The organism is Agromyces bracchium, assembly GCF_009709675.1.
GTDB lineage: Bacteria > Actinomycetota > Actinomycetes > Actinomycetales > Microbacteriaceae > Agromyces > Agromyces bracchium.
The window spans coordinates 13431-37756 of sequence record NZ_WMLB01000018.1 but is presented as its reverse complement, the minus strand read 5'-3'; the positions used below and the strand labels follow the sequence as shown (position 1 = coordinate 37756).

Genomic DNA, 24326 nt, shown 5'->3' with positions numbered 1-24326 from the left:
GCCGCGCCCACGTCGCCACGGCAGGGACGGGGTGCCGCGAGGCGTGGTTTCGGTGCGCCGAAAAGCCGCTACGATTTCGGTATGCCGAAACGTGTCGTCGTCGCCACGAGCCTGATCGCCGCCGCCCTCGCCCTGAGCGGGTGCTCGGGCCTGTCCGCGAACGGGCAGGGAGACGGCCGCCCGGTCGTGCTCACGACCTTCACGGTGCTCGCCGACATCGCCGAGGAGGTCGCGGGCGAGCACCTGCGCGTCGAGTCGATCACCAAGGTCGGTGCCGAGATCCACGGCTACGAGCCGACGCCGGGCGACCTGCGGCGCGCGTCCCAGGCCGACCTCATCCTCGACAACGGCCTCAACCTCGAGGCGTGGTTCGAACGGTTCGTCGCCGACCTCGACGTGCCGCACGTGGTCGTCAGCGACGGCGTCGAGGTCATGTCGATCGCCGACGGCGAGGCCGAGGGCCTGCCCAACCCCCACGCGTGGATGTCGGCCCTCAACACGCAGGTCTACGTCGACAACATGGTCGAGGCGTTCTCCGAGCTCGACCCCGCGCACGCCGACGACTACGCCGCGAACGGCGAGGACTACCGGGCCGAGCTCCAGACCGTGCACGACGAGCTGATCGCCGAGCTGTCGGCCCTGCCCGACAACGAGCGGGCCCTCGTGACCTGCGAGGGCGCCTTCTCGTACCTCGCGCGCGACGCGGGCCTCACCGAGCAGTACCTCTGGGCGGTGAACGCCGAGCAGCAGGCGACGCCGCAGCAGGTCGCCGGGACCATCGAGTTCGTCGACGAGCAGCAGGTCCCCGCCGTGTTCTGCGAGTCGACCGTCTCCGACGAGGCCATGCAGCAGGTGGTCGAGGCGACGGATGCCGCGTTCGGCGGCGTCCTCTACGTCGACTCGCTCTCCGAGCCCGACGGCCCGGTACCCACCTACCTCGACCTGCTCCGCCACGACGCGGAGGTCATCACCGAGGCGCTCACCGGAGGCGCGCGATGAGCGGCCCCGCGACATCCGCTCGCCGCCCCTCGACGGACGGACCCGCACTCGAGGTGCGCGGCATCACGGTGCACTACGGCGACGTGCTCGCGCTCGACGACGTGAGCCTGACGCTCGACCGGGGCACGATCTGCGGCCTCGTCGGCATGAACGGGTCGGGCAAGTCGACGCTCTTCAAGGCGATCATGGGCAACATCCGCCCCGACCGCGGCACCGTCTCGATCGGCGGCCGGTCTCCTCGCCAGGCGCGGCGGGCGGGCATCGTCGGCTACGTGCCGCAGAGCGAGGAGGTCGACTGGTCGTTCCCGCTCAGCGTGCACGACGTCGTGATGATGGGCCGGTACGGGTTCCAGGGCTTCACCCGTCGGCCCCGGCGGGCCGACCGCGAGGCCGTCGCCGAGGCGCTCGATCGCGTCGAGCTCGCCGACCTCGCCGACCGCCGCATCGGCGCGCTCTCCGGCGGCCAGCGCAAGCGCGCCTTCGTCGCGCGCGGCCTCGCGCAGGGCGCCGACCTGCTCCTGCTCGACGAGCCGTTCGCGGGCGTCGACAAACGCAGCGAGGCGACGATCACCGACCTGCTGCGCGAGCTCGCCGACGGCGGCGCGACCGTGCTCGTGTCCTCCCACGACCTCGAGGCGCTGCCGCGCCTCGCCGACGAGGCGATCCTGCTCCTCCGCCGGGTGCTGCTGCACGGCACGCCGGAGGAGGCGCTGCGGCCCGAGCAGCTCGCCCGGGCGTTCGGGCTCGACCTCGCTTCCGGACGCCCCACCGACGGAGGCGACTGAGATGCCGCTCGACCTGCTGCTCGAACCGCTCGGCTACGACTTCATGCAGCGCGCGTTCCTCGTCACGATCACCGCGGCGATCGTGTGCGGGGTGCTCAGCTGCTGGCTCGTGCTGATCGGCTGGTCGCTCATGGGCGACGCGGTCTCGCACGCCGTGCTGCCGGGCGTCGTGATCGCGTACCTGATGGGCACTCCGTTCGCGGTCGGAGCCCTCGTGTTCGGGCTCGGCGCGGTCGCGCTGATCTTCCTCGTCCGGTCGACGAGCCGGGTCAAGGAGGACGCCGCGATCGGCGTGGTCTTCACCACGCTCTTCGCGCTCGGGCTGGTGCTCATCTCGGTCGTGCCCAGCCAGACCGACCTCGGGCACATCCTGTTCGGCAACCTGCTCGGCGTGAGCGCGGCCGACCTGGTGCAGGTGCTCGTGCTCGGGGCGTTCACTCTCGTGGTCCTGGTGCTCAAGCGCCGCGACCTTACGCTCTACGCGTTCGACCCGACGCACGCGCACGCCATCGGACTGAACCCGAAGGTGCTCGGCGCGCTGCTGCTCGCGCTCCTCGCGCTCACGGTCGTCGTGGCGCTGCAGGCCGTCGGCGTGGTGCTCGTCGTCGCGATGGTCATCATCCCGGGAGCGACCGCGTACCTGCTCACCGACCGGTTCGCGCGGATGCTCGTGATCTCGCCGGCCATCGCCGCGGGCTGCGCGATCGTCGGCATCTACGCCAGCTACTACCTCGACGCGGCCTCCGGCGGCATGGTCGTGCTGACCATGGGGGTCGTGTTCGCGCTCGTCTATCTCTTCGCGCCGCGGCACGGGGTCATCGGCCGGAGCCTGGCCGCCGCCCGCCGCCGTCGCGCCGGGGTCGCGCGGTCCGCCGAGGCCGAGCGCCAGCCCGCCTGACGCGGAACCGCCCCGGGAGCGCGGCACGGATCGCGCCCCCGGGGCGGGGTCGTCGGGCGGTGACGGATGCCGCGGCGCGCGGCACGCGGCATCCGTCACCGCATCACGGGCTCAGTCGTCGAACACGACCGTCCACTCCGCGTCGGCGCCGTCGGCGATCGACACCCAGGCCTTGGGCACGGCCACCACCGTGACCTCGCCGTCGGCGTCGAGCTTGCCCTTCTCCACGAGCTCGCCGTCGACGGAGTACGCGAACGCCGGGTCGTGCGGGATCTGCACCTCGTCGTGGTCGGTGCCGGGGCGGTCCTTGAACGTCGGGCCGACCGGCGTCGCCGGGGCCGTCAGCACGGGCACCCCCGCGAAGTCCATGTCGCTCGCGAGGTAGTAGGACGTGTACGACGGCTGGTTGTACGTCGTGTTCTGGCGGGCGACCTCGGCACGGTACTGCGGGTCGTGCATCAGGGTCGTGAGCTTGTGGCCGGTGACCTCGGTGCTCGTGTAGATGCGCAGGGCGTTCGAGTCGACGGTGCGGACGAGCAGCTCCTCGCGCCAGTCGCCGAACACGTCGGCGACGAGCGACGGGTTGCCCTTGGTCGAGTTGTTCGTGCGCGTGCCCTCCGCCGTGAGCACGGTGCCCCGCGTCCAGTCGTCGATCGTCGGCGTCGCGTTGCCGCTGCCGTTCACGATCTGCGTCGTGAGGTCGGCCGCCCAGCGGATCGACATGTTCGTGCCGGGCGTCGCCGCCGAGAGGATGTCGCCCTCGGTCGAGAGCAGGCCGCTCGCGTCGGTGCCGCCGGGCATGCTCGCCCAGACCTCCGTGCCCGCGACATCCGCCCGCACGTCGCCGATCATGCCGCGACCGGTGTCGCGACCCGAGTAGGCGCCGAACAGGATCTCGCCGGTGGCGGCGTCGCGCATGACCGAGCCGTACGGCGCCCACGTGCCGCCCTCGTGCACGGTCCAGATCTCCTGGCCCGGGCGGTTCGGGTCGATGTCGGTCACGTGCATGGCGTCGCCGTGGCCGAGGCGCGCGAGCGTGCCGGGTGCCGCGCTGCCCTCGGGCAGCACGTCGTACGAGCTGTAGAGCACGCTGCCGTCGTCGTCGATCGTCGCTGCGCCGTAGACGATCTCGTGCTTGCCGTCGCCGTCGACGTCGGCCGCGCTCAGCGAGTGGAAGCCCTGCGTCGTGATGCCGCCGTACTCGGGGTCGGTGCCGTCGACGCCGTGCGGCGAATCGTTGAACGGGTTCGACATGGGCGCGTGGCCGGAGTCGACGAAGAAGCGCTCCTGCAGCGCCTCGCCGTCCCAGTCGTAGGCGACCATCGTGGTGCGCGTGTAGTAGCCGCGTGCGAAGACCGCCGACGGGTGCTCGCCGTCGAGGTAGGCGACGCCCGCGAGGAAGCGGTCGACGCGGTTGCCCGGCTCGATGCGGCTCATCGCGTAGTCGCCCCACAGGAGGCCGTCGTCGCCGCGGCCGGGCCTGTAGGGAATGGTCTGCAGCTCCTCGCCCGTGGCGCCGTCGAAGACCGTGAGGTACTCGGGGCCGTCGACGATGAAGCCCTCGAACGTGGTGAGGTCGTTCCGGCTGCTGCGGCTCGGCGCGTAGACGTCGATGAAGTGGTCGACGAGCTCCTCGGCGGACTGCTCGCTCAGCGGGTACTCGTGGGCGACGGGAATCCCGAAGGCCTCCTCGAGCGTCGCCGGCCAGTTCCCGGCGACCACCTCGGGGTGCTCGCTCCAGCCCTGGAACATCTCGACGAGGTGCTGGCGGTAGTCGTCGGCGCTCATGCGGTAGTCGTCGTCGTGCGCGTAGCCGGCCGCGACATCCGCCTCGGGCATGGTGACGAAGGCCTCGGCGGCGACCGAGCCGTCGGCGTCGTAGGTGATCGACTTCGTGCCGGGTGCGGTCTTCAGCATGGTCTCCGCACGGCCGTCGCCGTCGAAGTCATAGGTCATGAACTGCGTGTAGTGGGCGCCGGCGCGGATGTTCACGCCGAGGTCGATGCGATTCAGCAGCGTGCCGTCGAGCTCGTAGGTGTCGAGGTAGACGGTGCCGGTGTAGCCCTTCTGCGAGACGTCCTTCGAGTTCGACGGGTCCCACTTGACCTGGAACTCGTAGGCGCCGTCGCCGTCGACGTCGGCGACCGTGGCGTCGTTCGCCGAGTAGGTGAAGGCCTCGCCGACCGGCGTCACGCCGTCGGCGGGCTTCTGCAGCGGCAGGTCGTAGGCGCCGTCGGCCCAGGCGGATGCCGCGGCGCTCGCCTCGAGTTCGACGCCGTTCACGATCGGCGCCACGGCGTACTCGGCGGTGGCCGATCCGTCCTCGTCGAGGTGGTTGGTGCTGTCGGAGACGGTCGCGATCTTCTCGCCGTCGCGGTAGACGGCGAAGTCGGGCCCGGCCATGCCGGTGTCGGTGGAGCCCGTCGCCTCGGAGCCGAGCAGGCGCCACGAGAGGAACACGCCCTCGTCGGTCGAGACGGCCACGAGGCCGCGGTCGAGCGCCTCGAGCTGCGGGGTGCCCGCGGGCGGGCCGGCGTCGGGCGGTGCGGCGTTCGCGGTCTGCGCGACGCCGGCGATCAGGCACCCGGCGGCGGCGACCGCCAGGGCTGCGCGGAACGGATGGTGTCCGAGATTCATCGTCGAATCCTTTGCTGGGCGTAGGGCCCGTCGTGGGGATTGAGCCGTCCCGATCTGGGATAGCGCTTTCCGTGCCCGAGCGACGCTACCCCCGAACGGGGGCGCGGTCAACCCCGCGGCATCCGCCCGGCCCGCCTGCTCGCCCCGCCCGCGCCGGAACGGACGCGGGTATCGTGGGGCCCGATGCCGACGACCCCCAGCCCCGCGATCGAGGACTACCTCAAGACGATCTACGGTCACACCGAGTGGCAGCCCGAGGCGATCACGCCGTCCGGGCTCGCCGCGGCGCTCGGCGTCGCCCCCTCGTCGGTCACCGAGATGGTGAAGAAGATGGCCGCCCAGGGGCTGGTGCAGCACGTGCCCTACGGTGCCATCCGGTTGACGGATGCCGGGCGCGCCCGCGCGCTCGCGGTCGTGCGCCGCCACCGGCTCATCGAGACCTGGCTCGTCCGCGAGATGGGCTACGCGTGGGACGAGGTGCACGACGAGGCCGAGGTGCTCGAGCATGCGCTCTCCGACCGGCTGCTCGAGGCGATCGACACCCGGCTCGGCCGGCCCGAGCGCGACCCGCACGGCGATGCGATCCCCCGAGCCGACGGCTCGCTCGTGAGCGAGCCCGCGATCCGCCTCGACGAGGCCCCGACGGGGCACGTGGGCCGCGTCATCCGGATCAGCGATCGCGACCCCGCGGTGCTGCGCGAACTCGAGACGGCCGGGGTCGGGCCGGGCCGCGAACTGCGGGTGACGGATGCCGCGGCGACCGCCGCCGTCGGCGTCGCGCTCGACGGGGCCGACCACGCGATCCCGCGCGCCGCCGCGGCCGGGATCTGGATCACGGCCTGAGCAGTCGCTGAACCCCCTCCCGGAAGCGCCTTCCGTCGGCGAGGATGGGGGGATGGGCGGTGCCGTCGAGAAGATCACCCCGGAACTCACTGACGCGCAATGGTCGCGACTCAGACGCTACGGCGTGCCGCAGGACGTCGCCGAGGGCGACGTCCTCTTCAAGGCCGGCGATCGCTCGTACGACCTGATCCTCGTCGAGACCGGCGAGGTCGAGGTGGTGCGCGAGGCCCTGTGGTGGACCGAGGAGACGCAGCTGGCCCGGCTCGGACCGCGCACGTTCGTCGGCGAGCTCGGCCTGCTCAACGGGCAGCGCGCGTTCCTCACCGCCCGCGTCACCGTGCCGGGGCGCGTGCTCCGGATCGACCACGACGCGCTGCAGAAGATGATGGCCGACGACGACGAGCTGTGCGACCTCATGCTGCGCACGCTGTGGGCGCGCCGCGAGATGCTCCGGCACGGCCCCGCCGCGTGGACCCTGAAGCTCGTCGGCTCGCAGAGCCCCGAGTCGCAGGCGCTGCGACGTTACGCCGACCGGCTCGAGCTCGTGCACACCTGGATCGACGTCGACGACCCGGACCTGTCGCACGACATCTGGTCGCACGGCTACACGCGCGACGACCTGCCGGTCGCCATCGTGCAGGGCGAGATCATCCGCAATGCGACGCCCGGCCAGATCGCCGAGATGCTCGGGCTCGCGTACACGGCCGAGGACGACACCGAGTTCGACCTCGCCGTCGTGGGCGCCGGGCCCGCGGGCCTCGCCGCGGCGATCTACGGCGCATCCGAGGGGCTGCAGACGGTGCTGCTCGACGCGGTCGCGCCGGGCGGGCAGTCGGCGACCACGTCGCGCATCGAGAACTACCTCGGCTTCCCCTTCGGCGTGAGCGGCGACGCCCTCACCTCGCAGGCCTCGCTGCAGGCCTTCAAGTTCGGCGTGCGCATCGCCTCGCCGTGCCCGGTCGTGAAGCTCGACGCCGAGAGCGGCGTGCACCGGCTGCTCCTCGCCGACGGCGCGATCGTGCGTGCACGGGCCGTCGTCGTCACGACCGGCGTCGCCTACCGCGGGTTGCCGATCGCGCGCTGGGACGACTTCGAGGGCGCCGGCATCCACCACGCCGCGACCGCGCTCGAAGTCCGGCAGGCCTCCGGGTCCGACGTGGTCGTCATCGGCGGCGCGAACTCGGCCGGGCAGGCGGCCCTCGCGCTGGCCCAGGGCGGATGCCGCGTGCGACTCGTCGTGCGATCCGGCGACCTCGCCGACCGGATGTCGAGCTACCTGGTCGACCGGATCCGCGAGGACCCGCGGATCGACGTCCACACCGGCACGCAGGTCTCGGCGTTGCACGGCGACGACACGCTCGCGCGCGTGACGCTCACCGGCGCCGTCGACGAGACCGTCGACTGCCGGGCCCTGTTCTGCTTCATCGGCGCGGTGCCCGCGACCGACTGGCTCGCCGACCTCGAGCGCGACGACGACGGGTTCGTCCACACGGGCGCCGACGTGCTCGCCCTCGGCGACGCCTGGCGGGCGGCGGGGCGGATGCCGCTCCCCTTCGAGACCTCGGTGCCACGCGTGTTCGCGGCGGGCGACGTGCGTCGCGGATCGATGAAACGCGTCGCGGCCGCGGTCGGCGAGGGATCGAGCGCGGTGGCGTCGGTGCATCGGGCGCTCGCCACGGCGGAGGTGTACGCATGAGCGCGGCAGCGTCGTCGGCGCCCGGGTCGGAGCCGACGCCCGGCGCCGAGCCCACGCCCGACGGGGTCGCCGAGCCCGTGCTCGCGCCCCCGCCGTCCGGCACCGGCTGCGCGGAGTGCCTCGACCTCGGCGGCTGGTGGTGGCACCTGCGACGCTGCGTCGAGTGCGGGCACATCGGATGCTGCGACGCGTCGCCCGGCCAGCACGCGCGTCGGCACGCCGAGGAGACCGGGCATCAGGTCGCCGCGTCGTTCGAGCCCGGCGAGGGGTGGTTCTGGGACTACGCCGCGGAACGCGGGGCGCGGCACGTGCCGCTCGCCCCGCCGCGCTGGCGGCCGGAGGACCAGGCCTGCCCCGGGCCGAACGGCAGCGTCCCCGAGAACTGGGAGGAACTGCTGCACCCCTGAGGGCCGTGCATGAAGATCCGGTGCACAGGCCGGCCAGCCGACCCATGGGGCGGAATCTCATGCGCTGGCGTCCGCGGCGGCGCTCGGGGCCCGTCGCGCGCGCGGCATCCGCCGTTCATCGTGCTGTGATGCGCGCGGCCTAGGCTTGGCGCATGGCGAAGCGTGAAGAGGTCGAGGCCTGGCTCACCGACATGGACGGCGTGCTCGTGCACGAGAACCACGCCCTCCCCGGCGCGGCCGACCTGCTGCAGCAGTGGGAGGACTCGGGCACGCCCTACCTCGTGCTCACGAACAACTCGATCTTCACGGCCCGCGACCTCTCGGCGAGGCTCCGCGCCTCGGGCCTGAACGTGCCCGAGGAGCGCATCTGGACCTCGGCGCTCGCCACCGCGGACTTCCTCAAGCAGCAGGTGCCCGGGGGGTCGGCGTTCGTGATCGGGGAGGCCGGCATCCTCACCGCGCTGCACGAGGCCGGCTTCATCATGACCGAGACCGACCCCGACTTCGTGGTCGTCGGCGAGACCCGGAACTACTCCTTCGATGCGATCACCAAGGCGATCCGGCTGATCGGCGCGGGCGCCCGGTTCATCGTCACCAACCCGGATGCCACGGGGCCGAGCGCCGACGGACCGTTGCCCGCGACCGGGGCGATCGCCGCCCTCATCACGAAGGCGACCGGCAAGGAGCCCTACGTCGTCGGCAAGCCGAACCCGATGATGTTCCGGTCTGCGCTGAACAAGATCGGCGCGCACTCCGAGCACACCGCGATGATCGGCGACCGCATGGACACCGACATCGTGGCGGGCATCGAGGCCGGACTGCACACCGTGCTCGTGCTCACGGGCATCAGCGACCAGCGCGAGATCGAGAAGTACCCCTTCCGGCCCGACGAGATCCTCGACGGCGTGTTCGAGCTCGTCACGGCCGAGCCGGTCGAGAGCGACCTGTAACCGGAGGGCGGCAGCCGACCGGCACGGGCGACCGGCGACGGCGACCTGCGGTCGCTCAGTCCACGTCGATCTCGCGCGCTCGATCCCACGGCTCGGTCCAGGCGAGCGCCTCGAACATCGCATCGAGCACCATCGCGGTGAACCCCCAGACCAGGCGGTCGGCCCCGCCCGACGTCACGAGGAACCCGGGACCGCGCCACTCGTCGCCGTCGCGCCGCAGCACCGTCGTGCGACGGTTCGCAGGATCGAGGAGGTCGGCCACCGGCGTCCGGAACACGGCGGACGACTCGGCGACGTCGACCGCGCGCACGGGCGACGGCTGCGACCACCAGCCGAGCACCGGCGTCACGAGGTGGCGGGAGTACGCGAGCGGGATGGGGTCGAGTTCGCCGAGCACGTCGACGCCCGCCGGGTCCAGCCCGGTCTCCTCGCGCGCCTCGCGCAGTGCCGCCGAGACGAGATCGGCGTCGCCGGGTTCGACGCGACCGCCCGGGAACGCGATCTGCCCGGCGTGCGAGCGCAACGTGTCGGCGCGCGCGAGCAGCAGCACGTCGAGGTCGCGCGAGACGGCCCCGGCCTGGGCCTCGTGGTCGCTCGGCAGCCCGTCGAGCACGCCGAAGAGGATGAGCACGGCGGCGGCCCGTGCGGCCTCGGGATCGATCGGCGGCCGCGCCGCGCGCCACAGGTCGCGCAGCTCCTCGTCCGCGGCCAGCGCGGCCAGCTGCGTGCGGGCCGATCGGCTCGCGTCGTCGCGGGAGTTCACCCGACGAGCGTAGCCCGCGCGGTCGTGGTCAGCGCGAGCGATCGCCGTCGCCCTCTCCGTCGGACGGCGCGACGGAGGGCGGCTCCGACGACGGATCCTCCGGCGCGTCCTCGGGCGCTCCATCGCCCGACGCGTCGGCGTCGATCGGCTCCTCCTCGCGCGGTCGGCGCGACCACCGGCTCTCGTGGAAGAAGACCTGCGTCACGATCACGAGCCCGACGATGACGATGCCGGCGACCCAGAACGTCCAGTCCATTCGCGCCCCCTCAGGCCAACCGTGCCACGGCGGCCTCGACATCCGCCCAGAACCGCTCGACGTCGAGCCCGACCGCGACGAAGGCGTTCGGCTCGCGGGCGAGCATGCCGTCGAGGTCGACGCTCGTCGCGCCGACGGTCTCCGACCCGATCAGCTCGACGTCGAGCCGCGTGCGCACGATCTCGACGGCGTCGGGGTCGGCGAGCACGGCGACCGCGACCGGGTCGTGCAGCGGCCCGTCGGGCATGCCGAACACCTCGTCGTTGGTGCGGCAGAAGAACTCGAGCAGCTCGTCGCCGAAGCCCGCGGTGCGGGTGCCGATCGCGGCGAGGCGCTCGCGCACGCGACTCGTCACGAGTGCCCGGTGCGTGACGTTCAGCCCCACCATGGTGAAGCGGATGCCGCTCTGCAGAACGAGGTCCAGCGCCTCCGGGTCGACCCACGCGTTGAACTCGGCGTACGGCGTCGCGTTGCCGCGTTCGGTCGAGCCGCCCATCCAGACGACCTCCCGGATCCGCGGTGCGAGGTCGGGCCGGTCGCGGAGCAGGACGGCGACGTTCGTGATGGGTCCGGTCGCGATGATCGCCACGGGCTCGGATGCCTCGGCGAGCGTGTCGGCGATGAGCTCCGTCGCGCTGCGCGGGTCGAGCGGCACGGGCGTCGGGCCGGCGTCGGGGTCGGGCAGCTCGGGGCCGCCGAGCCCGTTCTCGCCGTGGATCCACTCGGCCGTCGAGAGCTCGCGGGCGAGCGGCCCGCGGGCGCCGGCCGCGACCGGGACGTCGACGACGCCGGCGACCGACAGGGCGACGCGGGCGTTGCGGCTCGTGTGCTCGAGCGGGACGTTGCCGCCGACCGTGGTCACCGCGAGCAGCTCGAGCGACGGATGCCCCGCGGCGAACCAGAGGGCGAAGACGTCGTCGTGACCGGGGTCGCAGTCGACGATCACGGGAACGGTCATCCGAGCTCCAACCGGTCGGCCAGCGCGAGCACGTCGGCGCGCCCGGCGTACGAGTCCACGGTGCCGCGCGAGCCCACGGCGATCGCGCCCGCGGCCACGGCGACGCGCACCGCATCGGGAAGGGCGCGCCCCTCGGCGAGCATCGCGGCCAGGGCGCCGGTCGCGGCATCCCCCGCGCCCGTCGTGTCGACCGCGTCGACCTCGGGCGCCGCGACGGCCCACGCACCGTCGGCGTCCGCCGCGACCGCACCGCGTGCACCGAGCGTCACGACGACCGAGCGAGCGAGGTCGCCGACGACGGATGCCGCGGCATCCCGCCACGCGTCGACGTCGGCGTCGTCGGCCAGCGTTCGGCCGATGCCGACCGCGCGCGCCTCGTGCACGTTGACGACGAGCGGGTCGGCGACCGACGTGGCGTCCGCGGTGACGCCGACCGGGGGCGCGAGGTTCAGCACGAATCGCGTGGCGGCGTCATCGCACGCGCGCGCGAGCGCCTCGATGGTCGCCACGGGGAGTTCGCCCTGCGTGAGCACGACGTCGGCGGCCGCGATGCGCTCGGCTTCGGCGGCGACGACGTCGGGCCCGACTGCGGCGTTCGCCCCGGCCGTGACGACGATGGTGTTCTCCCCCGTCGCGGCCACGGTGATCTGGGCGACGCCGGTCGGGCTGCCCGGAACGGTCGCGACCCCCTCGGCCGGGAGCCCGAACCGCGCGAACGCGGCGCGCGCGACCTCGGCCGCGGCGTCGTCGCCGAGGCGCGCGACGAAGGCGACGTCGGCACCGCACAGGTGCGCGGCGATCGCCTGGTTCGCGCCCTTGCCGCCGAGCGACATCCGATAGTCGTGCGAATGGATCGTCTCGCCGGGCTCCGGGAACGCGTCGACGTAGCTCGTCGCGTCGACGTTCACCGACCCGAGGACGACGAGGCGGCTCACGCGGCGGCGGGCCCGGCCCCGGCGAGGCTCACCGTCAGCGGCTCGCCGCTCACCTGCTCGACGAAGCAGTAGTAGCTGCGCTGTCCCGCGTCCCACTGCTCCGCGGTCACGGGGAACGCCGTCACCATCTGCAGTTCGCCGACGCCTCCGGCCGCGGCCGGGTCGATGACGCCCTCGGCGGCGCAGAGCTCCTGCGACTGCGCCGCGAGCGCCTCCTCACCCGGGAACTCGGCGGCCTCGTCGCCCGCGAACGTGCCGCGGTAGGCGAGCTGCGCCGTGTGCGGGCTCGCGCAGTCGACCACCGTGAACTCCTCGGCCCACGGAGACTCGAACGGTTCGAGGCACTCGGTGCCGAACAGCGCCTCCCACGAGTGGACGCCAGCCGGCTGGGGCGCGGTCGGCGCCGCGACGGGTTCCTCCGTCGCGACGGGCGCGGCCGTGCCGGCGTCGCTCGGCGCGAGGAACCGCGTGCCGAAGGCCACGACGGCGACGATGAGCACGACGAGCGCGAGGCCTCCGGCCACCCAGGTCAGGACCTTGACCGGCGAGCGGCCGGTCGCGTCGTCGTCGGTGCGCGCGGCGGGCGTCGCCCGGTATCCGCCCCGATCGTCGTCGCCGGGGCGGGGCGGGGTCGCTCGGGCGGCACCGTACCCGTCGTCCCATCCGCCGCGGTCGTCACGGCCGAAGGGGTCGGCGGCGGGGGACTCGTATCCGTAGCCCGACTCGCGAGCCGGCGACCGGTCGAGCGCGGCCTGCTCGGATGCGTCGACCACCGACATCGGGCCGGTCGCGCCGAAGCCGGCGCCGCCGAACAGCGCGGCGAGGCCGTCGTCGCCGGCGCCGTTCGACTCGGGCCGGCCGCGCTCGGGGCGCTCGGTCGTGCGCTCGTCCACGTCGTACGCGGCCCAGGGGTCGTCGAACGCGGGCCGGTCGTCGTGGGCCGGTCCGTCGTCGAGCGCCGGCTGGTCGTCGAAGGCCCGGCGGTCGTCGTACGCCTGGCGGTCGTCGACCCGATCGTCGGGCGCGCCGAGGCCGAACGGGTCGTCGTCGACGGTGCCTGGGACGGCGGGCGTCGCGGCGCCGCGACGCGGACCGGGCGTCTCGTCGTCGCCGGACTCCTCGACCGGGACCTTCGGGTCGCGACCCTCGGGGTCCGGGGTCAGGTTCCAGAGGTAGCCGGACTGCGCGAACTCCCGCGCGCGCGGCGACTCGTCGGCGTTCCACGGGTCGGCCTCGGACCGCTCGTCGGCTGACGGCTGGGCGGCCTCGGGGGCACGTCGACGGTCGGCGAGGTCGTCGGCGTACCAGCGCACGTCGTCAGCCGCGTCGGCCGCCGGCTGGCCGACGTCCTCGCGCCAGTCGGTCGGCTCGTCGGACCATGCGCCGTTCGCCTGCTCGGCCTCGTCGCTCTCGCGCCACAGCTCGCGCAGGTCGTATCCGTCGTCGTGCGCCGCCACCTCGTCGTGCGCGCCGAACCGGTCGGCGCCGTAGTCGCCGGTGTCGGCGTAGGCGTCCGGGCCGAATCCGTCCGCGTCGTTCCCGTACGCGTCGTTCCCGTACCCCTCGGTGGGGAACGCCGCGCCGTCGAACGGACCGGGCCGGGTCTCGTCGTCGCCGTCGCCTCGGCCGTCGTCCGCGCCGTTCGCGCGGTGACCGGCTGCATCGTATGCCGGCCGCGTGTAGCCCTGCCGGTCGTACCCGTCGCGGTCGTAGCCGTCCTGGTCGTAGCCCTCCCAGTCGTAGCCCTGGGCGTCGAGTCCGTCGCCGTACCCCCGGGCGTCGCCGTCCCCGTCGTACGAGCCACCCCGCGCGGCGAAGTCCTGCACGTACCCGTCGAGTCCGAAGTCGCCCTGGCCCGCGCCCACCGCCGGACCGACCGGGTCCGCGTGGCCGGCGCCATCCGCCCAGCCCTGATCGGAGCCCGGCTGCTCGTAGCCGGTCGGGTCGTAGGCGCCCTGGTCGTAGCCCGGCTGCGCGTAGCCGGCCCCGTCGTATCCGGCGCGGTCGTAGGCCGCCGCGCGGTCGTACGCGCTCTGCTCGGCGTAGGCGCGCTGCTCGGCGTAGGCACCGCGATCGTCGTACGCACCGCGCTCGACGGGCTCGTCGAACGCCGGTCGATCGTCGTACGACGCGTGGTCGTACCCGTCGGCGGCCGGCTCGGTCTCCGTCGGCTGCTCGTCCTCGTGCAGCGCCGACCACAGCTCGTCCGCGAAGTCGTCGGGTGATCCCGGCGCCGGCGTCACCGGGGTGAACGAGCGGCGAGCGACCGGCGGTGGCGTGAATCCCTCGAACGGCGATCCCGCCTCGGGCTGCTCCGGCCCCGGCTCCGGCCGGGCCTCGGTCTCGCGGACGCGGGGCGGCGTGTTCGACGGGTCGGCGAGCTGCCGGAAGGCGGCGCGCAGCCCCGCTTCCGTGTCGAGCGACTGGGGCTCCGGCGACTCGCCCCAGGTCAGCGCGAAGTTCGCGGGCGGGGTGACCGGCCCGGGCGGAGCGTGCGGCGGCTCGGGCTGCCGCGCGAACGCGGGCGGCACGATGCCGCCGACGGGCGGCTCGACCGACGTCAGCCGGTCATCGACCGGCGGCTCGGGGATCCGGGGCCGCTCGGCGGGCGGGTTGGTCCAGGCCGGCTGGTTCCAGGCCGGCGGGTTCCACGCCGGCGGATTCGAGGTCGGCTGGTCCCAGGCCGGCGGCGCGTCCACGCGCCCCGACACGGTCGGTTCGATCGGCTCGCCCACGACGGGGAGCGCTCGCGTCGGCGCGTCATCGGACGCCGCGGGCTCGGCGACCGAGAACCAGTCGAGCGACTCCTCGCTGCGACGGCGGGGGCGCGACGGCGACGCGGGCTCGACGCGTGGCGCCTCGGCCTCGGGTGCGACGGGCGGCTGCGGGGCCTGACGGCCCTCGAGATCGGGTCGACGGCCGCTGCCGAGCTGGCTCATGAGCCAGTCGGTGTCGTCGTCGAATCCGTTCGCGCCGAAGCGTCCGTCGCGTTCGTTCATGACAGTCCCAGATCCTTCAAGCCGATGGCCGCGAGGTAGGGGACCCCCGCGGCTTCGATGACCTCGCGTGCGCCGGTGTCGCGGTCGACGACGACCGCGACGGCCGCGATCTCGGCGCCGACGGCGCGGAGCGCCTCGATCGCCTTGAGCGGCGAACCGCCCGTGGTCGAGGTGTCCTCCAGCACGATGACGCGCTTGCCCGCGACATCCGGCCCCTCGACCTGCTTGCCGCGGCCGTGGTCCTTGGGCTCCTTGCGGACGACGAACGCGTCGTACGCGAGGCCGCGCGCGGCGCCCTGGTGCAGCACGGCGGTCGCGATGGGGTCGGCGCCCATCGTCATGCCGCCGACGGCGACGACGTCCGGGACGTCGGCGATGAGGTCGAGCATCACCTGGCCGATGAGCGGCGCGACGCGATGGTCGAGGCTCACCTTGCGGAGGTCGACGTAGTATGACGCCTTCTTGCCGCTGGTCAGCGTGAAGTCGCCGTGGAACACCGCGTCGCTCGAGATGAACTCGATGAGCTGTCGGCGGGCCTCGGCGGACTGGGGATTCCGGGAAGTCACCCGAATACTCTAAGACTCCACCGCCTGAGAGGAACGTGCGGATGTCTCGGGAACCGCCCCGGCGACCTCGCCGGGGCGCGCACGCCGCCTCCGCCCGCCGCCCCAGAACGACCGCGGCATCCCCGGGACGAAGCGCGCCCACAGCGGGGCGTCCTCGTCCTGCAGGGCCGCGGGCATGTCGACGTGGAACTGCGCGATCTCCTCGGCGCCGTGGTGCACGACGCGGTAGAGCGCCGTGCCGATGAGCACGCCGAGCGCGATCGACATGACCGCGGTCAGCGCCGTCGCGAAGTCCTCGAGCCCGGCCGCCGTGCCGACGGCCTCCGTCAGTCCGACGAGTCCGGCCGCGCCCGGGACCAGGATCCAGAACGCGGGGAGGAAGGTCAGCTGCGACGGCGCTCCGCGCCGCAGGCTCGCGATCCACAGCACGACCGGGGTCATCGCGAGCGCGCCGATGAAGCCGCTCACCGTCGCGCCCACGAGCGCGGCGCCCGCTACCTGTCCGGCGTAGGCCACGCCGACCGCGAGCAGCACCCAGCCGAACGTCGACGGCGGCGAGGAGAAGTGCAGGTGGTTCCCGATCGCGAACAGTACGACGCCGACCGGTGCGACCCACCACGCGAGTCCGGACGACGGCTCGAGGGGCACGTACGTGGCGCTGGAGACGCCTACGACCGTGCCCGCGGCGAGGATCCCGAAGGAGAGGAGCGCGAGCTGGACCATGCCGAACACCAATCGGGCGGCCCCTGCGATCATCTGCCCGGCGGCGAGCTCCATCGTCGCCGTCGTCAGCACCCCGCCAGGGAGGAAGGTCGCCAGCGGCGCGATGAGCAGGCGGATCGGATCGCCGATCTCGATGTACTGCGCTAGGAGGAAGACGCTGAGCGCGCACGCGAAGGCCGCGAACACCGGGAACACGAGCTGGAGCGTCGGCGACCGCACGAGCTTGGCGAGCCCGACGAAGGCGCCCAGCGCGAACGCGACCACCGCGCCCTCGATGGTCGGTGCGAGGAGGAGGGCGAGTCCGGTGGTGAGGAGGGCGTGCCCGAGCGTGCGGACGAGCCATCCGTGCCTCGGATGCATCGCACCGATCTCGTTCAGGCGGCGGATGCCCTCGACCGGGGCCACCGCCGCCCGTCGGGCCTCCTCGATCAGCCGGTACAGCGCGGCGATCTGGTCGAAGCGGAAGTTCGCCCGGACCGACCGGATCGCAACTCGGCCCTCCTCCGCACCTCCGACCTGGACGAGGATCACCGTCGGCAGCACCACGAAGTCGGTGTCGTCCCGCCCGTAGGCGCGGGCCACGGCGTCCACCGTGTCGTTGATGCGGTCGACCGCCTCGCCCGCGGCGTTCATCCCCTCGGCGAGGCCGAGGAGGAAGCGACGGAGGACGGCGCGCTCGTCGACGTCGGACATCGGTCCCCCTCGCGTCGCCGGCCCTTGCCCACACGGTACGACGGGATGCGGGCGCCGCTGCGGTGCGACGCGCGATCGGCCGACTCCGGGCCGCGCCGAGGACGGGCGTGGACGACGAGCTCAGCCTTCGGGACCGGTGGGCTTCGGGTCGGGCTCGGGTTCACGGTCGCGCGCCGCCGCGTCGGCGACTCCGACGCCGGTGCCGGGCGACCGGTCCGCCGTCCCCAGCATCGCAGGCAGGTCCACGTGGAAGTCCGCGATCTCCGCCGCACTGCGCCGGAGGAAGCGGTAGAGCGCCGATCCGATGAAGACGCCGAGCGCGATCGACATGACTGCGACGAAGGCGGTCGTGACGTCGTCGATGCCTGCCGACTGCGCGACGGCGCCCTCGGTGACCCCGACGAGGCTCGCGGCGCCCGGCACGAGGATCCAGAACGCGGGGGTGAACGTGAGCTGCGACGGCACCGCGCCCCGACGGAGGTCCTCGATCCACAGCACGAGCGGCGTGGCGGCGAGCGCACCGATGAACCCGCTCGTCGGCGCGCTGAGCACCAGCGCGCCCAACTGCTGGGCGGCGTACGCGACGACCAGCGCGAGCAGCACCCACCCGAAGGAGCGGCCGGGCGCTGCGTAGTGCAGGTAGACGCCCAGCCCGTAGAGCGCAAGGCCGATGCCGGCGACCCACCAGGGCAGCGTCTGCTGGACCTCTCGGGGCACATACTCATCCTCGCCGACGCCGATCACGGTGCCCGCGGCGAGGATGCCGAGGGCGAGCAGCGCCAGTTGGACGACGCCCGCTCCGAGCCGTGAGGAGCCCGCCACCATCTGACCGGCGGCCAGTTCGCGCACGCCGGTCGTGAGCATGGCTCCGGGCAGGAAGGTCGCGAGCGGCGCGATGAGCAGCCGAAGCGGATCGCCGATCGCGACGACGGGCGCGAGGAGGAAGACGATGAGCGCGCAGACGAAGGCCGCGGCGACCGGGAGGATGAGCGCGAGCGTCCTCGACCGGGTCAGCTTGGCGATTCCGACGATCGCGCCGAGGCCGAAGCCGACGACCACGGCCTGCCAGCTCGGGGCGAGCAGCAGCGCGAGGCCCGCGACGAGCAGCGCGTGCCCGAGCGTGCGCATGAACCAGTGGCGGGACGGCGGCATGGCGCCGATCTCGTTCAGGCGACGGATGCCGTCGGCCGGCTCGATCTCGGCGGACTTCGCCGAGCGGACGAGGCGGGCCATCGCCGCGATCTGGTCGAACCGGAACGACGCACGGACCGAGGTGAGCGCGAGCCGGGCGGACTCGGCGCGACCGGTCTGGACGATGGCGATGGTCGGCAGCACGACGACGTCCACGTCGTGGAGTCCGTACGCGTCGGCGACCTCGACGACCTCGGCTCGGATCCGGTCCGTGGTCTCGTCGGAGGCCGTGAGGCCCTCCGCGATGCCCAGCAGGAACGCCCTGAGCAGTGCCGGGTCCTCCGACGTCGGTGCGGCCTCTGCCGATGGCGGGGGCGTGGGGGTGATGGGCATCCGCTCGTTCCTCCGGTCGTGCCGGGGCATCATGTGGGCGGGCGTCCGGGCCCCGGTGGTGCGGTCACGGTAATCCCGGCGGGGAGTCCATGTCGAGGGGGTCCTCCCCGCGTCCGGGACATGCGAAGGGCCGCCCTGCGGGGTGTCCCTCCCCCGCACGGCGGCACTGCTCGGAGCCCTGACGGCCCCGCGACGCGCGACCTAGACGGTGCGCGCGAAGGTCTCGCGCGGCTGGCGACGGTATCCGTCGCGCGCGGTGACGACGAAGGAGCTGACGATGCCGGCGATCGAGGCGGCGGCGAGCATGGCGAAGACGGTGAACACGGCGGTTCCTTTCGAGAGTTCGTTGGAATGTCGGGCGACTCGGTGCGCCCTTGCACGTGTCCGACATGAACCATTGTGCACCTTCGAACAGTTCAGCACAATCTCACGGAACTACACTGATGATGTAGCATTGCTACATGGACGTACGCCGCCTCGACCTGCTCCGCGAACTCGCCGAACGCGGCAGTGTGACCGCCGTCGCCGAGGCGACCGGTCGCACCCCCTCCGCGGTGTCCCAGCAGCTCAAGGTGCTCGAGCGCGAGGCCGGCATGCCGCTCACCGAGCGCAGCGGTCGCGGGGTCGTGCTGACGAGCGCCGGGCACGCGCTCGCGCGCAGCGCGACCGAGGTGGCGGTCGCCCTCGAACGCGCCTCGGCGCTCTGGGACCAGTTCCGCAACCACCCGAGCGGCGAGGTCTCGCTGCTGACGTTCCCCACGGTCGGAGCGACGCTCCTGCCGCAGGTGCTCGCCGACCTCCGCTCGGTCGCCGGCCTCGTCGTGCGGGCGACCGACCTCGACCCCGAGCTCGCCGAGTTCCCCGACCTGACGAACGAGTACGACATCGTGCTCGCGCACACCATGCCCGGCGAACTGCCGTGGGGCGGCCGCGGCCTCCGTGCGCTCCCGCTCCTCACCGAGCCGCTCGACATCGGCCTGCCGGCCGATCACCGGCTCGCGGGGCGCGCGCACGTGACGCCGGCCGACCTCGTCGAGGAGACCTGGCTCGGCGTGCCGCCCGGCTTCCCGTTCGAACGGATCCTGCACGCGATCGAGCAGGCCGGGGGCCGACGCGTCGAGGTCAGCCAGCACTTCAGCGACATGCGCATCATCGAGGCGTTCATCGCGGCCGGCCTCGGCATCGCCTTCGTGCCGCGCTACACCTCGGGCGCGGTGCCCGAGGGGATCGTGCTGAAGCCCCTGCGCGGCGTCGCGTCGGTCCGCCAGATCTTCGCGCTCGTGCGGCCGGATGTCGCGGAGCGGCTCGCCGTGCGGACCGTGCTCGAGGTGCTCGTCGACCGGGCCGCACGGCTCGAGCGGTCGTACGACCACCCGTCGCGCGGCGCGGTCACGCCGGCGGAGTCCTCCGCGACGGCGACCGACTGACCCGGCCCGCGAGCGCGCGACCTTCGGAGATCGCCCGCCGGAGGCGACGGGCCAGCGGGGTAGCATCCGAGCATGCCCGACGACGTGATCCTGTTCGACGTGCGCGACGGCCTCGCGCACCTCACCCTCAATCGACCCGAGCGGCTGAACGCGGTCGATCCGGCGGCGATCGACCGGTGGCAGGCGCTCGCGCACGAGATCGCGGAGCGCGACGACATCGGCGCGGTGCTCTTCGACGCTGCGGGGCGTGCGTTCTGCGCGGGCGGCGACGTCGTTGCGATGGCGCAGCTCGCGGCGACCGCGAGCAGAGACGGCGACGGCGGCCCGGGCGCGCTCATCGAGGCACTCGCCGACCGCATCCACGACGGTCATCGCGTGCTGCGAGAGAGCACGAAGCCCATCGTCGCGGCCGTGCAGGGCCCCGTGGCCGGCGGCGGCCTCGGCTTCATGCTCGTGGCCGACGTCATCGTGGCGTCCGAGCGGGCGACGTTCGCGAGCCGCTACAGCGACGTCGGGCTCACGCCCGACTGCGGGGTGAGCACGCTGCTTCCCGAAGCCGTCGGCGTGCGCCGCGCGCTCGAGCTCACGCTCACGTCGCGGACGCTCTCGGCGACCGAAGCACTCGAGTGGGGGATGGTGGCCGAGGTCGTCGCGCCGGATGCGCTCGTGGCTCGCGCACGCGAGATCGCCGACGGATGGCTCGCAGGCGCGACGCACGCGTTCGGCCAGGCGAAGCGCCTCGTGCACGCGGGCCGCGCGCGGTCGTTCCAGGACTCGCTCGACGATGAGGCGGCGACGATCGCCGCGGCGTTCACGACCCCCGACGCCCAGCGCCGCATCGCTGCGTTCGCCGGCCGCTGACCCGCCTGACGCTCACCCCTCCCTCCACGTCCAAGTGCGGTTCCTGCGGTGGAGTGCGGTACGGAACCGACCTCCACCGCAGGAACCGCACTCGGACGCGGGCGGGCGAGCGCGTCAGCCGGCGGCCGGCGTCGGGAGCTCCCCGAACCCGTCGGCGAGCAGGCGGCGCAGCGCGTCGACCGCGGTGGCGGCGTCGGGTCCGCTGCCGTCGAACCGCACGGCATGGCCCTGCTTCGCCCCGAGCGACATCAGCCCGATCATGCTCCTCGCCGGCACGGGCCCGGTCCCCGTCGTGAGGTTCGTCACGTCGACGACGGCGTCGAACGCGCCCACGGCCTGGACGAGGAGCGCCGCGGGCCGGGCGTGCAGCCCCTCGGGATTGACGACCACCTCGTCCGCCGACCGCGGATCGTCGACCTCGACGGCCTCGGCGGGCGCCGCTGCCGGCGCCGCGTCACCCGGCGCGGCGTCGACCGGCTGCACGACCGGCTCCACGACCCGCTCCGCGGGCGCCGCCGCGGCCGTCGCATCGGACGACCCCCGCTTCGCGTCCAGCGCCGCGGCCGACTCGCGTGCGACCTCGTCGAGCGCCGCGCCCGTCGCCGCCAGCACGAGTCCCGCCGTGATTCCCTCCACGAACGGCCCTGCACCGACCACGACCTCCGTCGTGGACTCCCGGAGCTCGAGCGCGAGTCCGGCGCTCAGCACAGCCGAGCCGAGGTCGGTGACGACGAGCACGCCCGGGACGCCCTGACCGGCGAGTTCGTCGATCGCGGCGGCGACCGCCGTCGCATCCGTGCCGAACCGGCCGTCGGAACCCGCGGCGATGCGCACCGGCGGCGCCTCGCCGTGCACCATCTGCATGCCGAGCTCGACCGCGGCCTCGGCGAGGCCCGGGCTGTGCGAGACGACGACGAGCCCGATCATCCGATGCGCTCCGATCGAGCGTCGGCGAGGGCCTGCACGAGGATGGCGGCCGAGGTCGCCCCGGGATCGAGGTGGTCCGCGCTGCGCTCGCCCAGGTAGCTCGCCCGCCCCTTGCGGGCGACGAGCGGGATGGTCGCGTCCCGCCCGAGGGCTGCGGCGGCGGCCGCCTCCCGCAGCGACTCGACGATCGGGCGGCCGCCCTCGGCCGCCGCACTCAGCGCCTCGGCCGCCGGCTGGAGCGCGTCGACCATCGTCTTGTCGCCCGGCTCGGCCCGGCCACGGGCGACGACCCCGGCGACACCCGCGCGGAACGCGTCGGCGAGGCCGGCGGTGTCGAGCTCCGGAGTCGGACCGACGGACTTGGCCATCTCGAGGAACAGCGTGCCGTACAGCGATCCGCTCGCACCCCCGACGGTCGACACGAGCGCCATCCCGGAAGACTTCAGCAGTGCGCCCGCGTCGTCCGGCGGCGCGTCCGCGAGTCGCTTCCGCACCGCACCGGTGCCTCGCGCGATGTTCGTGCCGTGGTCGGCGTCGCCGATGGCCGAGTCCAGCGCGGTCAGCCGATCGGCCTCGGCCGCGATCCGCTCGTCGAAGCGGAACATCCACGCCACGAGGTCGTCGACCGTCAGGCGGCCGTCGTCGGAGCCCGCCATGCCTACACCCCCCACCGGAGTGCGGCGGTGCTCACGGGCGCGTCCCAGAGTCGCAGCATCTCGTCGTCGGCGCGCAGCAGGGTGAGGGAGCATCCGGCCATGTCGAGGCTCGTGATGTAGTCACCGACGAGGACCCGAGCGACGGTGACGCCGCGCTGCTCGAGCAGGGAGGCGACGGCGCCGTACATCAGGTAGAGCTCGATGAGCGGCGTGCCGCCGAGCCCGCTGAGCATCGCGATCACCGGCGCACCGGTGAAGTCGTGGTCGGCCAGGATCGCCGACACGAGCGTCTCGGCGATCTCCGACGCGGAGGTCAGCGGGGCGCGCGTGCGTCCCGGTTCGCCGTGGATGCCGACGCCCATCTCGATCTCGTCCTCAGGGAGGTCGAAGCTCGGCTTGCCCACCGACGGCAGCGTCGCGCTGGTGAGGGCGACCCCCATCGACCGGCCGTTCTCCGAGACACGGGTCGCGACGGCGTGCACGGCATCGAGGTCGGCCCCCTCCTCCGCTGCGGCACCGGCGATCTTCTCGACGAAGACGGTCGTGCCGACCCCGCGACGCCCGGCGGTCCAGGTCGAGTCCTCGACGGCGACGTCGTCGGCGACGAGGACGGTCTTCACCGCGATCCCCTCCGCCTCGGCGAGCTCGGCGGCCATCTCGAAGTTGAGCACGTCCCCCGTGTAGTTCTTCACGATGAAGAGCGCACCGGCTCCAGTGCTCACGGCCTGCGCGGCGGCGAGCATCTGGTCGGGCGTCGGCGAGGTGAAGACCTCGCCCGCGCAGGCGGCGTCGAGCATGCCGGGGCCGACGAACCCGCTGTGCAGCGGTTCGTGCCCCGAGCCGCCGCCTGAGATCAGCGCGACCTTGCCGGGTTTCGGGTTCGCTCGTGCGACGACCCGGTCGGCGAAGTCGACGGCGAGCTCGGGGTGGGCTGCCGCGACGCCCTTCAGTGCGTCGGCCAGCACCTCCGACGGTGCATCGATGAACTTCTTCATGCGCGTGCCTCCTCTTCGACGAGCGCTTCGGTCAGGGTGGTGCGGTCGGCCCGGGTGCGGGAGACCAGGCCGAACGCGAGGCCGGCGAGGACTCCGCCCGCGAGCTCGGCGATGACGTAGACCGGCCACTGCTCCCACTGCACCGTTCCGCCCAGGAGCTGCTGCACGAGCATCGGGCCGGTGGTGCGGGCCGGGTTGATCGACGCACCGGTCGCGGGCGCCACGGGGATGATCGCGGCGAACACCACGAGGCCGATGACGAGCCCGGCGAATCCGGGGGCCGCCTTGCGGTGGATCACCCCGAAGACGGTGAAGACCAGGAGGAAGGTGCCGAGGAACTCGGCCGTGAACGCCTGCCAGATCGGGATGTCGCCGTAGGATGCCACGCCGAGGCCGAGTTCGCTCGCCTGCGGGCCGAGGGCCCCGACGATGGCGAACGCGCCGACGGTCGCGCCCAGCACCTGCGCGATCACGTACCCGGGTACGTCGCGCCAGGCGAACTTGCCCGTCGCGGCGAGGGCGAGCGTCACGGCGGGGTTGATGTGGTTGCCCGAGATGTAGCCGAACACGTACACCGTCGCGACGACGATGGTGCCGAAGGCGAGCGAGATGAAGCCGAGATCGGCGGGGGCGAAGGGCGCGTCGCCCCTCACCAGTGCGAAGGCCGGCACGGAGCCGACGCCGACGAACACGAGGAAGGCGGTACCGAGGAACTCGGCGGCGAGCCGCTGCCAAGTCCGGTTGTCATCCATGATCTGCGTTCTCCCTTGAACGAGGTTTCACCAATCGATTCGGTATTATCGAATGGCTTTCGGTAATACTGAATGG

At 73.2% G+C, this 24326-nt stretch carries 23 protein-coding genes; 9 read left to right on the top strand and 14 right to left on the bottom strand.

The genetic code is table 11. The features are described 5' to 3' along the window. Nucleotides 1-81 precede the first annotated feature (81 nt). Genes GJ743_RS06940 through GJ743_RS06930 form a run of 3 tightly spaced genes read left to right on the top strand, consistent with a single transcriptional unit; the run spans nt 82 to nt 2682 of the window. Entirely contained in the window at nt 82-999 is a 918-nt protein-coding gene (locus GJ743_RS06940) for a metal ABC transporter substrate-binding protein (protein WP_155051184.1), read from the top strand. Beyond that, on the top strand, nt 996-1784 hold the full coding sequence (locus tag GJ743_RS06935) for a metal ABC transporter ATP-binding protein (RefSeq protein ID WP_155051183.1): 789 nt from the start codon (nt 996-998) through the stop codon (nt 1782-1784). Before GJ743_RS06940 ends, GJ743_RS06935 begins: the two co-directional genes overlap by 4 nt. A 1-nt stretch (nt 1785) precedes the next feature. Beyond that, nucleotides 1786-2682: a metal ABC transporter permease gene (locus GJ743_RS06930; RefSeq protein ID WP_155051182.1), complete on the top strand. Its 897-nt coding sequence runs from the start codon at nt 1786-1788 to the stop codon at nt 2680-2682. 111 nt (nt 2683-2793) lie between these two features. Here the strand turns inward: GJ743_RS06930 and GJ743_RS06925 are convergent, their stop codons facing one another. Next, entirely contained in the window at nt 2794-5319 is a 2526-nt protein-coding gene (locus GJ743_RS06925) for a rhamnogalacturonan lyase (protein ID WP_155051181.1), read from the bottom strand. A 183-nt stretch (nt 5320-5502) separates the two neighbouring features. Between GJ743_RS06925 and GJ743_RS06920 the strand changes: the two genes are divergently transcribed. The 4 genes from GJ743_RS06920 (at nt 5503) to GJ743_RS06905 (ending at nt 9215) form a co-directional block, all read left to right on the top strand. Next, on the top strand, nt 5503-6162 hold the full coding sequence (locus GJ743_RS06920) for a metal-dependent transcriptional regulator (protein WP_155051180.1): 660 nt from the start codon (nt 5503-5505) through the stop codon (nt 6160-6162). A 52-nt stretch (nt 6163-6214) separates the two neighbouring features. Further along, nucleotides 6215-7858 (top strand): FAD-dependent oxidoreductase, encoded by a 1644-nt coding sequence (locus tag GJ743_RS06915; RefSeq protein ID WP_155051179.1) that lies wholly within the window; start codon nt 6215-6217, stop codon nt 7856-7858. After that, nucleotides 7855-8265 carry a UBP-type zinc finger domain-containing protein gene (locus GJ743_RS06910; RefSeq protein WP_155051178.1) on the top strand — a complete coding sequence of 137 codons (411 nt, stop codon included), beginning with the start codon at nt 7855-7857 and terminating at the stop codon, nt 8263-8265. Before GJ743_RS06915 ends, GJ743_RS06910 begins: the two co-directional genes overlap by 4 nt. Nucleotides 8266-8417: 152 nt before the next feature. Next, nucleotides 8418-9215, top strand: coding sequence for an HAD-IIA family hydrolase (locus GJ743_RS06905; protein ID WP_155051177.1), 798 nt, complete (start codon nt 8418-8420; stop codon nt 9213-9215). A 55-nt stretch (nt 9216-9270) separates the two neighbouring features. Here GJ743_RS06905 and GJ743_RS06900 read toward each other — a convergent pair whose 3' ends face one another. The 9 genes from GJ743_RS06900 to GJ743_RS19960 all read right to left on the bottom strand — a co-directional run bounded on the left by GJ743_RS06900 (nt 9271) and on the right by GJ743_RS19960 (nt 18956). After that, nucleotides 9271-9978 carry an NUDIX hydrolase gene (locus tag GJ743_RS06900; RefSeq protein WP_376862063.1) on the bottom strand — a complete coding sequence of 236 codons (708 nt, stop codon included), beginning with the start codon at nt 9976-9978 and terminating at the stop codon, nt 9271-9273. A 28-nt stretch (nt 9979-10006) separates the two neighbouring features. Next, a complete protein-coding gene (locus GJ743_RS06895) occupies nt 10007-10234 on the bottom strand; it encodes a hypothetical protein (RefSeq protein WP_155051175.1) in 228 nt (75 codons plus the stop codon). A 10-nt stretch (nt 10235-10244) separates the two neighbouring features. Continuing rightward, entirely contained in the window at nt 10245-11192 is a 948-nt protein-coding gene (locus tag GJ743_RS06890; RefSeq protein WP_155051174.1) for a nucleoside hydrolase, read from the bottom strand. Then, a complete protein-coding gene (locus GJ743_RS06885) occupies nt 11189-12127 on the bottom strand; it encodes a ribokinase (RefSeq protein WP_328288885.1) in 939 nt (312 codons plus the stop codon). The genes GJ743_RS06890 and GJ743_RS06885 overlap by 4 nt, the downstream gene beginning before the upstream one ends. After that, the gene (locus tag GJ743_RS06880) at nt 12124-15126 is read right to left on the bottom strand and encodes a septum formation family protein (RefSeq protein WP_155051173.1); all 3003 of its coding nucleotides are present in this window, start codon (nt 15124-15126) and stop codon (nt 12124-12126) included. The genes GJ743_RS06885 and GJ743_RS06880 overlap by 4 nt, the downstream gene beginning before the upstream one ends. Next, nucleotides 15123-15692, bottom strand: a complete 570-nt coding sequence (gene pyrE, locus GJ743_RS06875) for an orotate phosphoribosyltransferase (RefSeq protein ID WP_328288884.1) — start codon at nt 15690-15692, stop codon at nt 15123-15125. The genes GJ743_RS06880 and pyrE overlap by 4 nt, the downstream gene beginning before the upstream one ends. Before the next feature lie 9 nt (nt 15693-15701). Further along, nucleotides 15702-17108 carry a threonine/serine exporter family protein gene (locus GJ743_RS06870; protein WP_155051172.1) on the bottom strand — a complete coding sequence of 469 codons (1407 nt, stop codon included), beginning with the start codon at nt 17106-17108 and terminating at the stop codon, nt 15702-15704. A gap of 120 nt (nt 17109-17228) precedes the next feature. Further along, on the bottom strand, nt 17229-18632 hold the full coding sequence (locus tag GJ743_RS06865) for a threonine/serine exporter family protein (RefSeq protein WP_196216942.1): 1404 nt from the start codon (nt 18630-18632) through the stop codon (nt 17229-17231). Nucleotides 18633-18833: 201 nt separating this feature from the next. Next, nucleotides 18834-18956 (bottom strand): hypothetical protein, encoded by a 123-nt coding sequence (locus tag GJ743_RS19960; RefSeq protein ID WP_268865787.1) that lies wholly within the window; start codon nt 18954-18956, stop codon nt 18834-18836. A 137-nt stretch (nt 18957-19093) separates the two neighbouring features. Here GJ743_RS19960 and GJ743_RS06860 point away from each other — a divergent pair, with 137 nt between their 5' ends. Beyond that, complete coding sequence (locus tag GJ743_RS06860) at nt 19094-20059, top strand: LysR family transcriptional regulator (RefSeq protein ID WP_155051170.1); 966 nt, start codon at nt 19094-19096, stop codon at nt 20057-20059. Between the two features lie 72 nt (nt 20060-20131). Beyond that, nucleotides 20132-20920 (top strand): enoyl-CoA hydratase/isomerase family protein, encoded by a 789-nt coding sequence (locus tag GJ743_RS06855; RefSeq protein ID WP_155051169.1) that lies wholly within the window; start codon nt 20132-20134, stop codon nt 20918-20920. 114 nt (nt 20921-21034) lie between these two features. Here the strand turns inward: GJ743_RS06855 and GJ743_RS06850 are convergent, their stop codons facing one another. The 4 genes from GJ743_RS06850 to GJ743_RS06835 are packed head-to-tail and all read right to left on the bottom strand — an operon-like array spanning nt 21035 to nt 24250. Then, a complete protein-coding gene (locus GJ743_RS06850; RefSeq protein ID WP_155051168.1) occupies nt 21035-21847 on the bottom strand; it encodes an HPr family phosphocarrier protein in 813 nt (270 codons plus the stop codon). Beyond that, a complete protein-coding gene (gene dhaL / locus GJ743_RS06845; RefSeq protein ID WP_155051167.1) occupies nt 21844-22503 on the bottom strand; it encodes a dihydroxyacetone kinase subunit DhaL in 660 nt (219 codons plus the stop codon). Before dhaL ends, GJ743_RS06850 begins: the two co-directional genes overlap by 4 nt. A gap of 2 nt (nt 22504-22505) precedes the next feature. Then, nucleotides 22506-23498: a dihydroxyacetone kinase subunit DhaK gene (gene dhaK, locus GJ743_RS06840; protein WP_155051166.1), complete on the bottom strand. Its 993-nt coding sequence runs from the start codon at nt 23496-23498 to the stop codon at nt 22506-22508. Continuing rightward, complete coding sequence (locus tag GJ743_RS06835) at nt 23495-24250, bottom strand: MIP/aquaporin family protein (RefSeq protein ID WP_155051165.1); 756 nt, start codon at nt 24248-24250, stop codon at nt 23495-23497. The genes dhaK and GJ743_RS06835 overlap by 4 nt, the downstream gene beginning before the upstream one ends. Nucleotides 24251-24326: the final 76 nt, after the last annotated feature.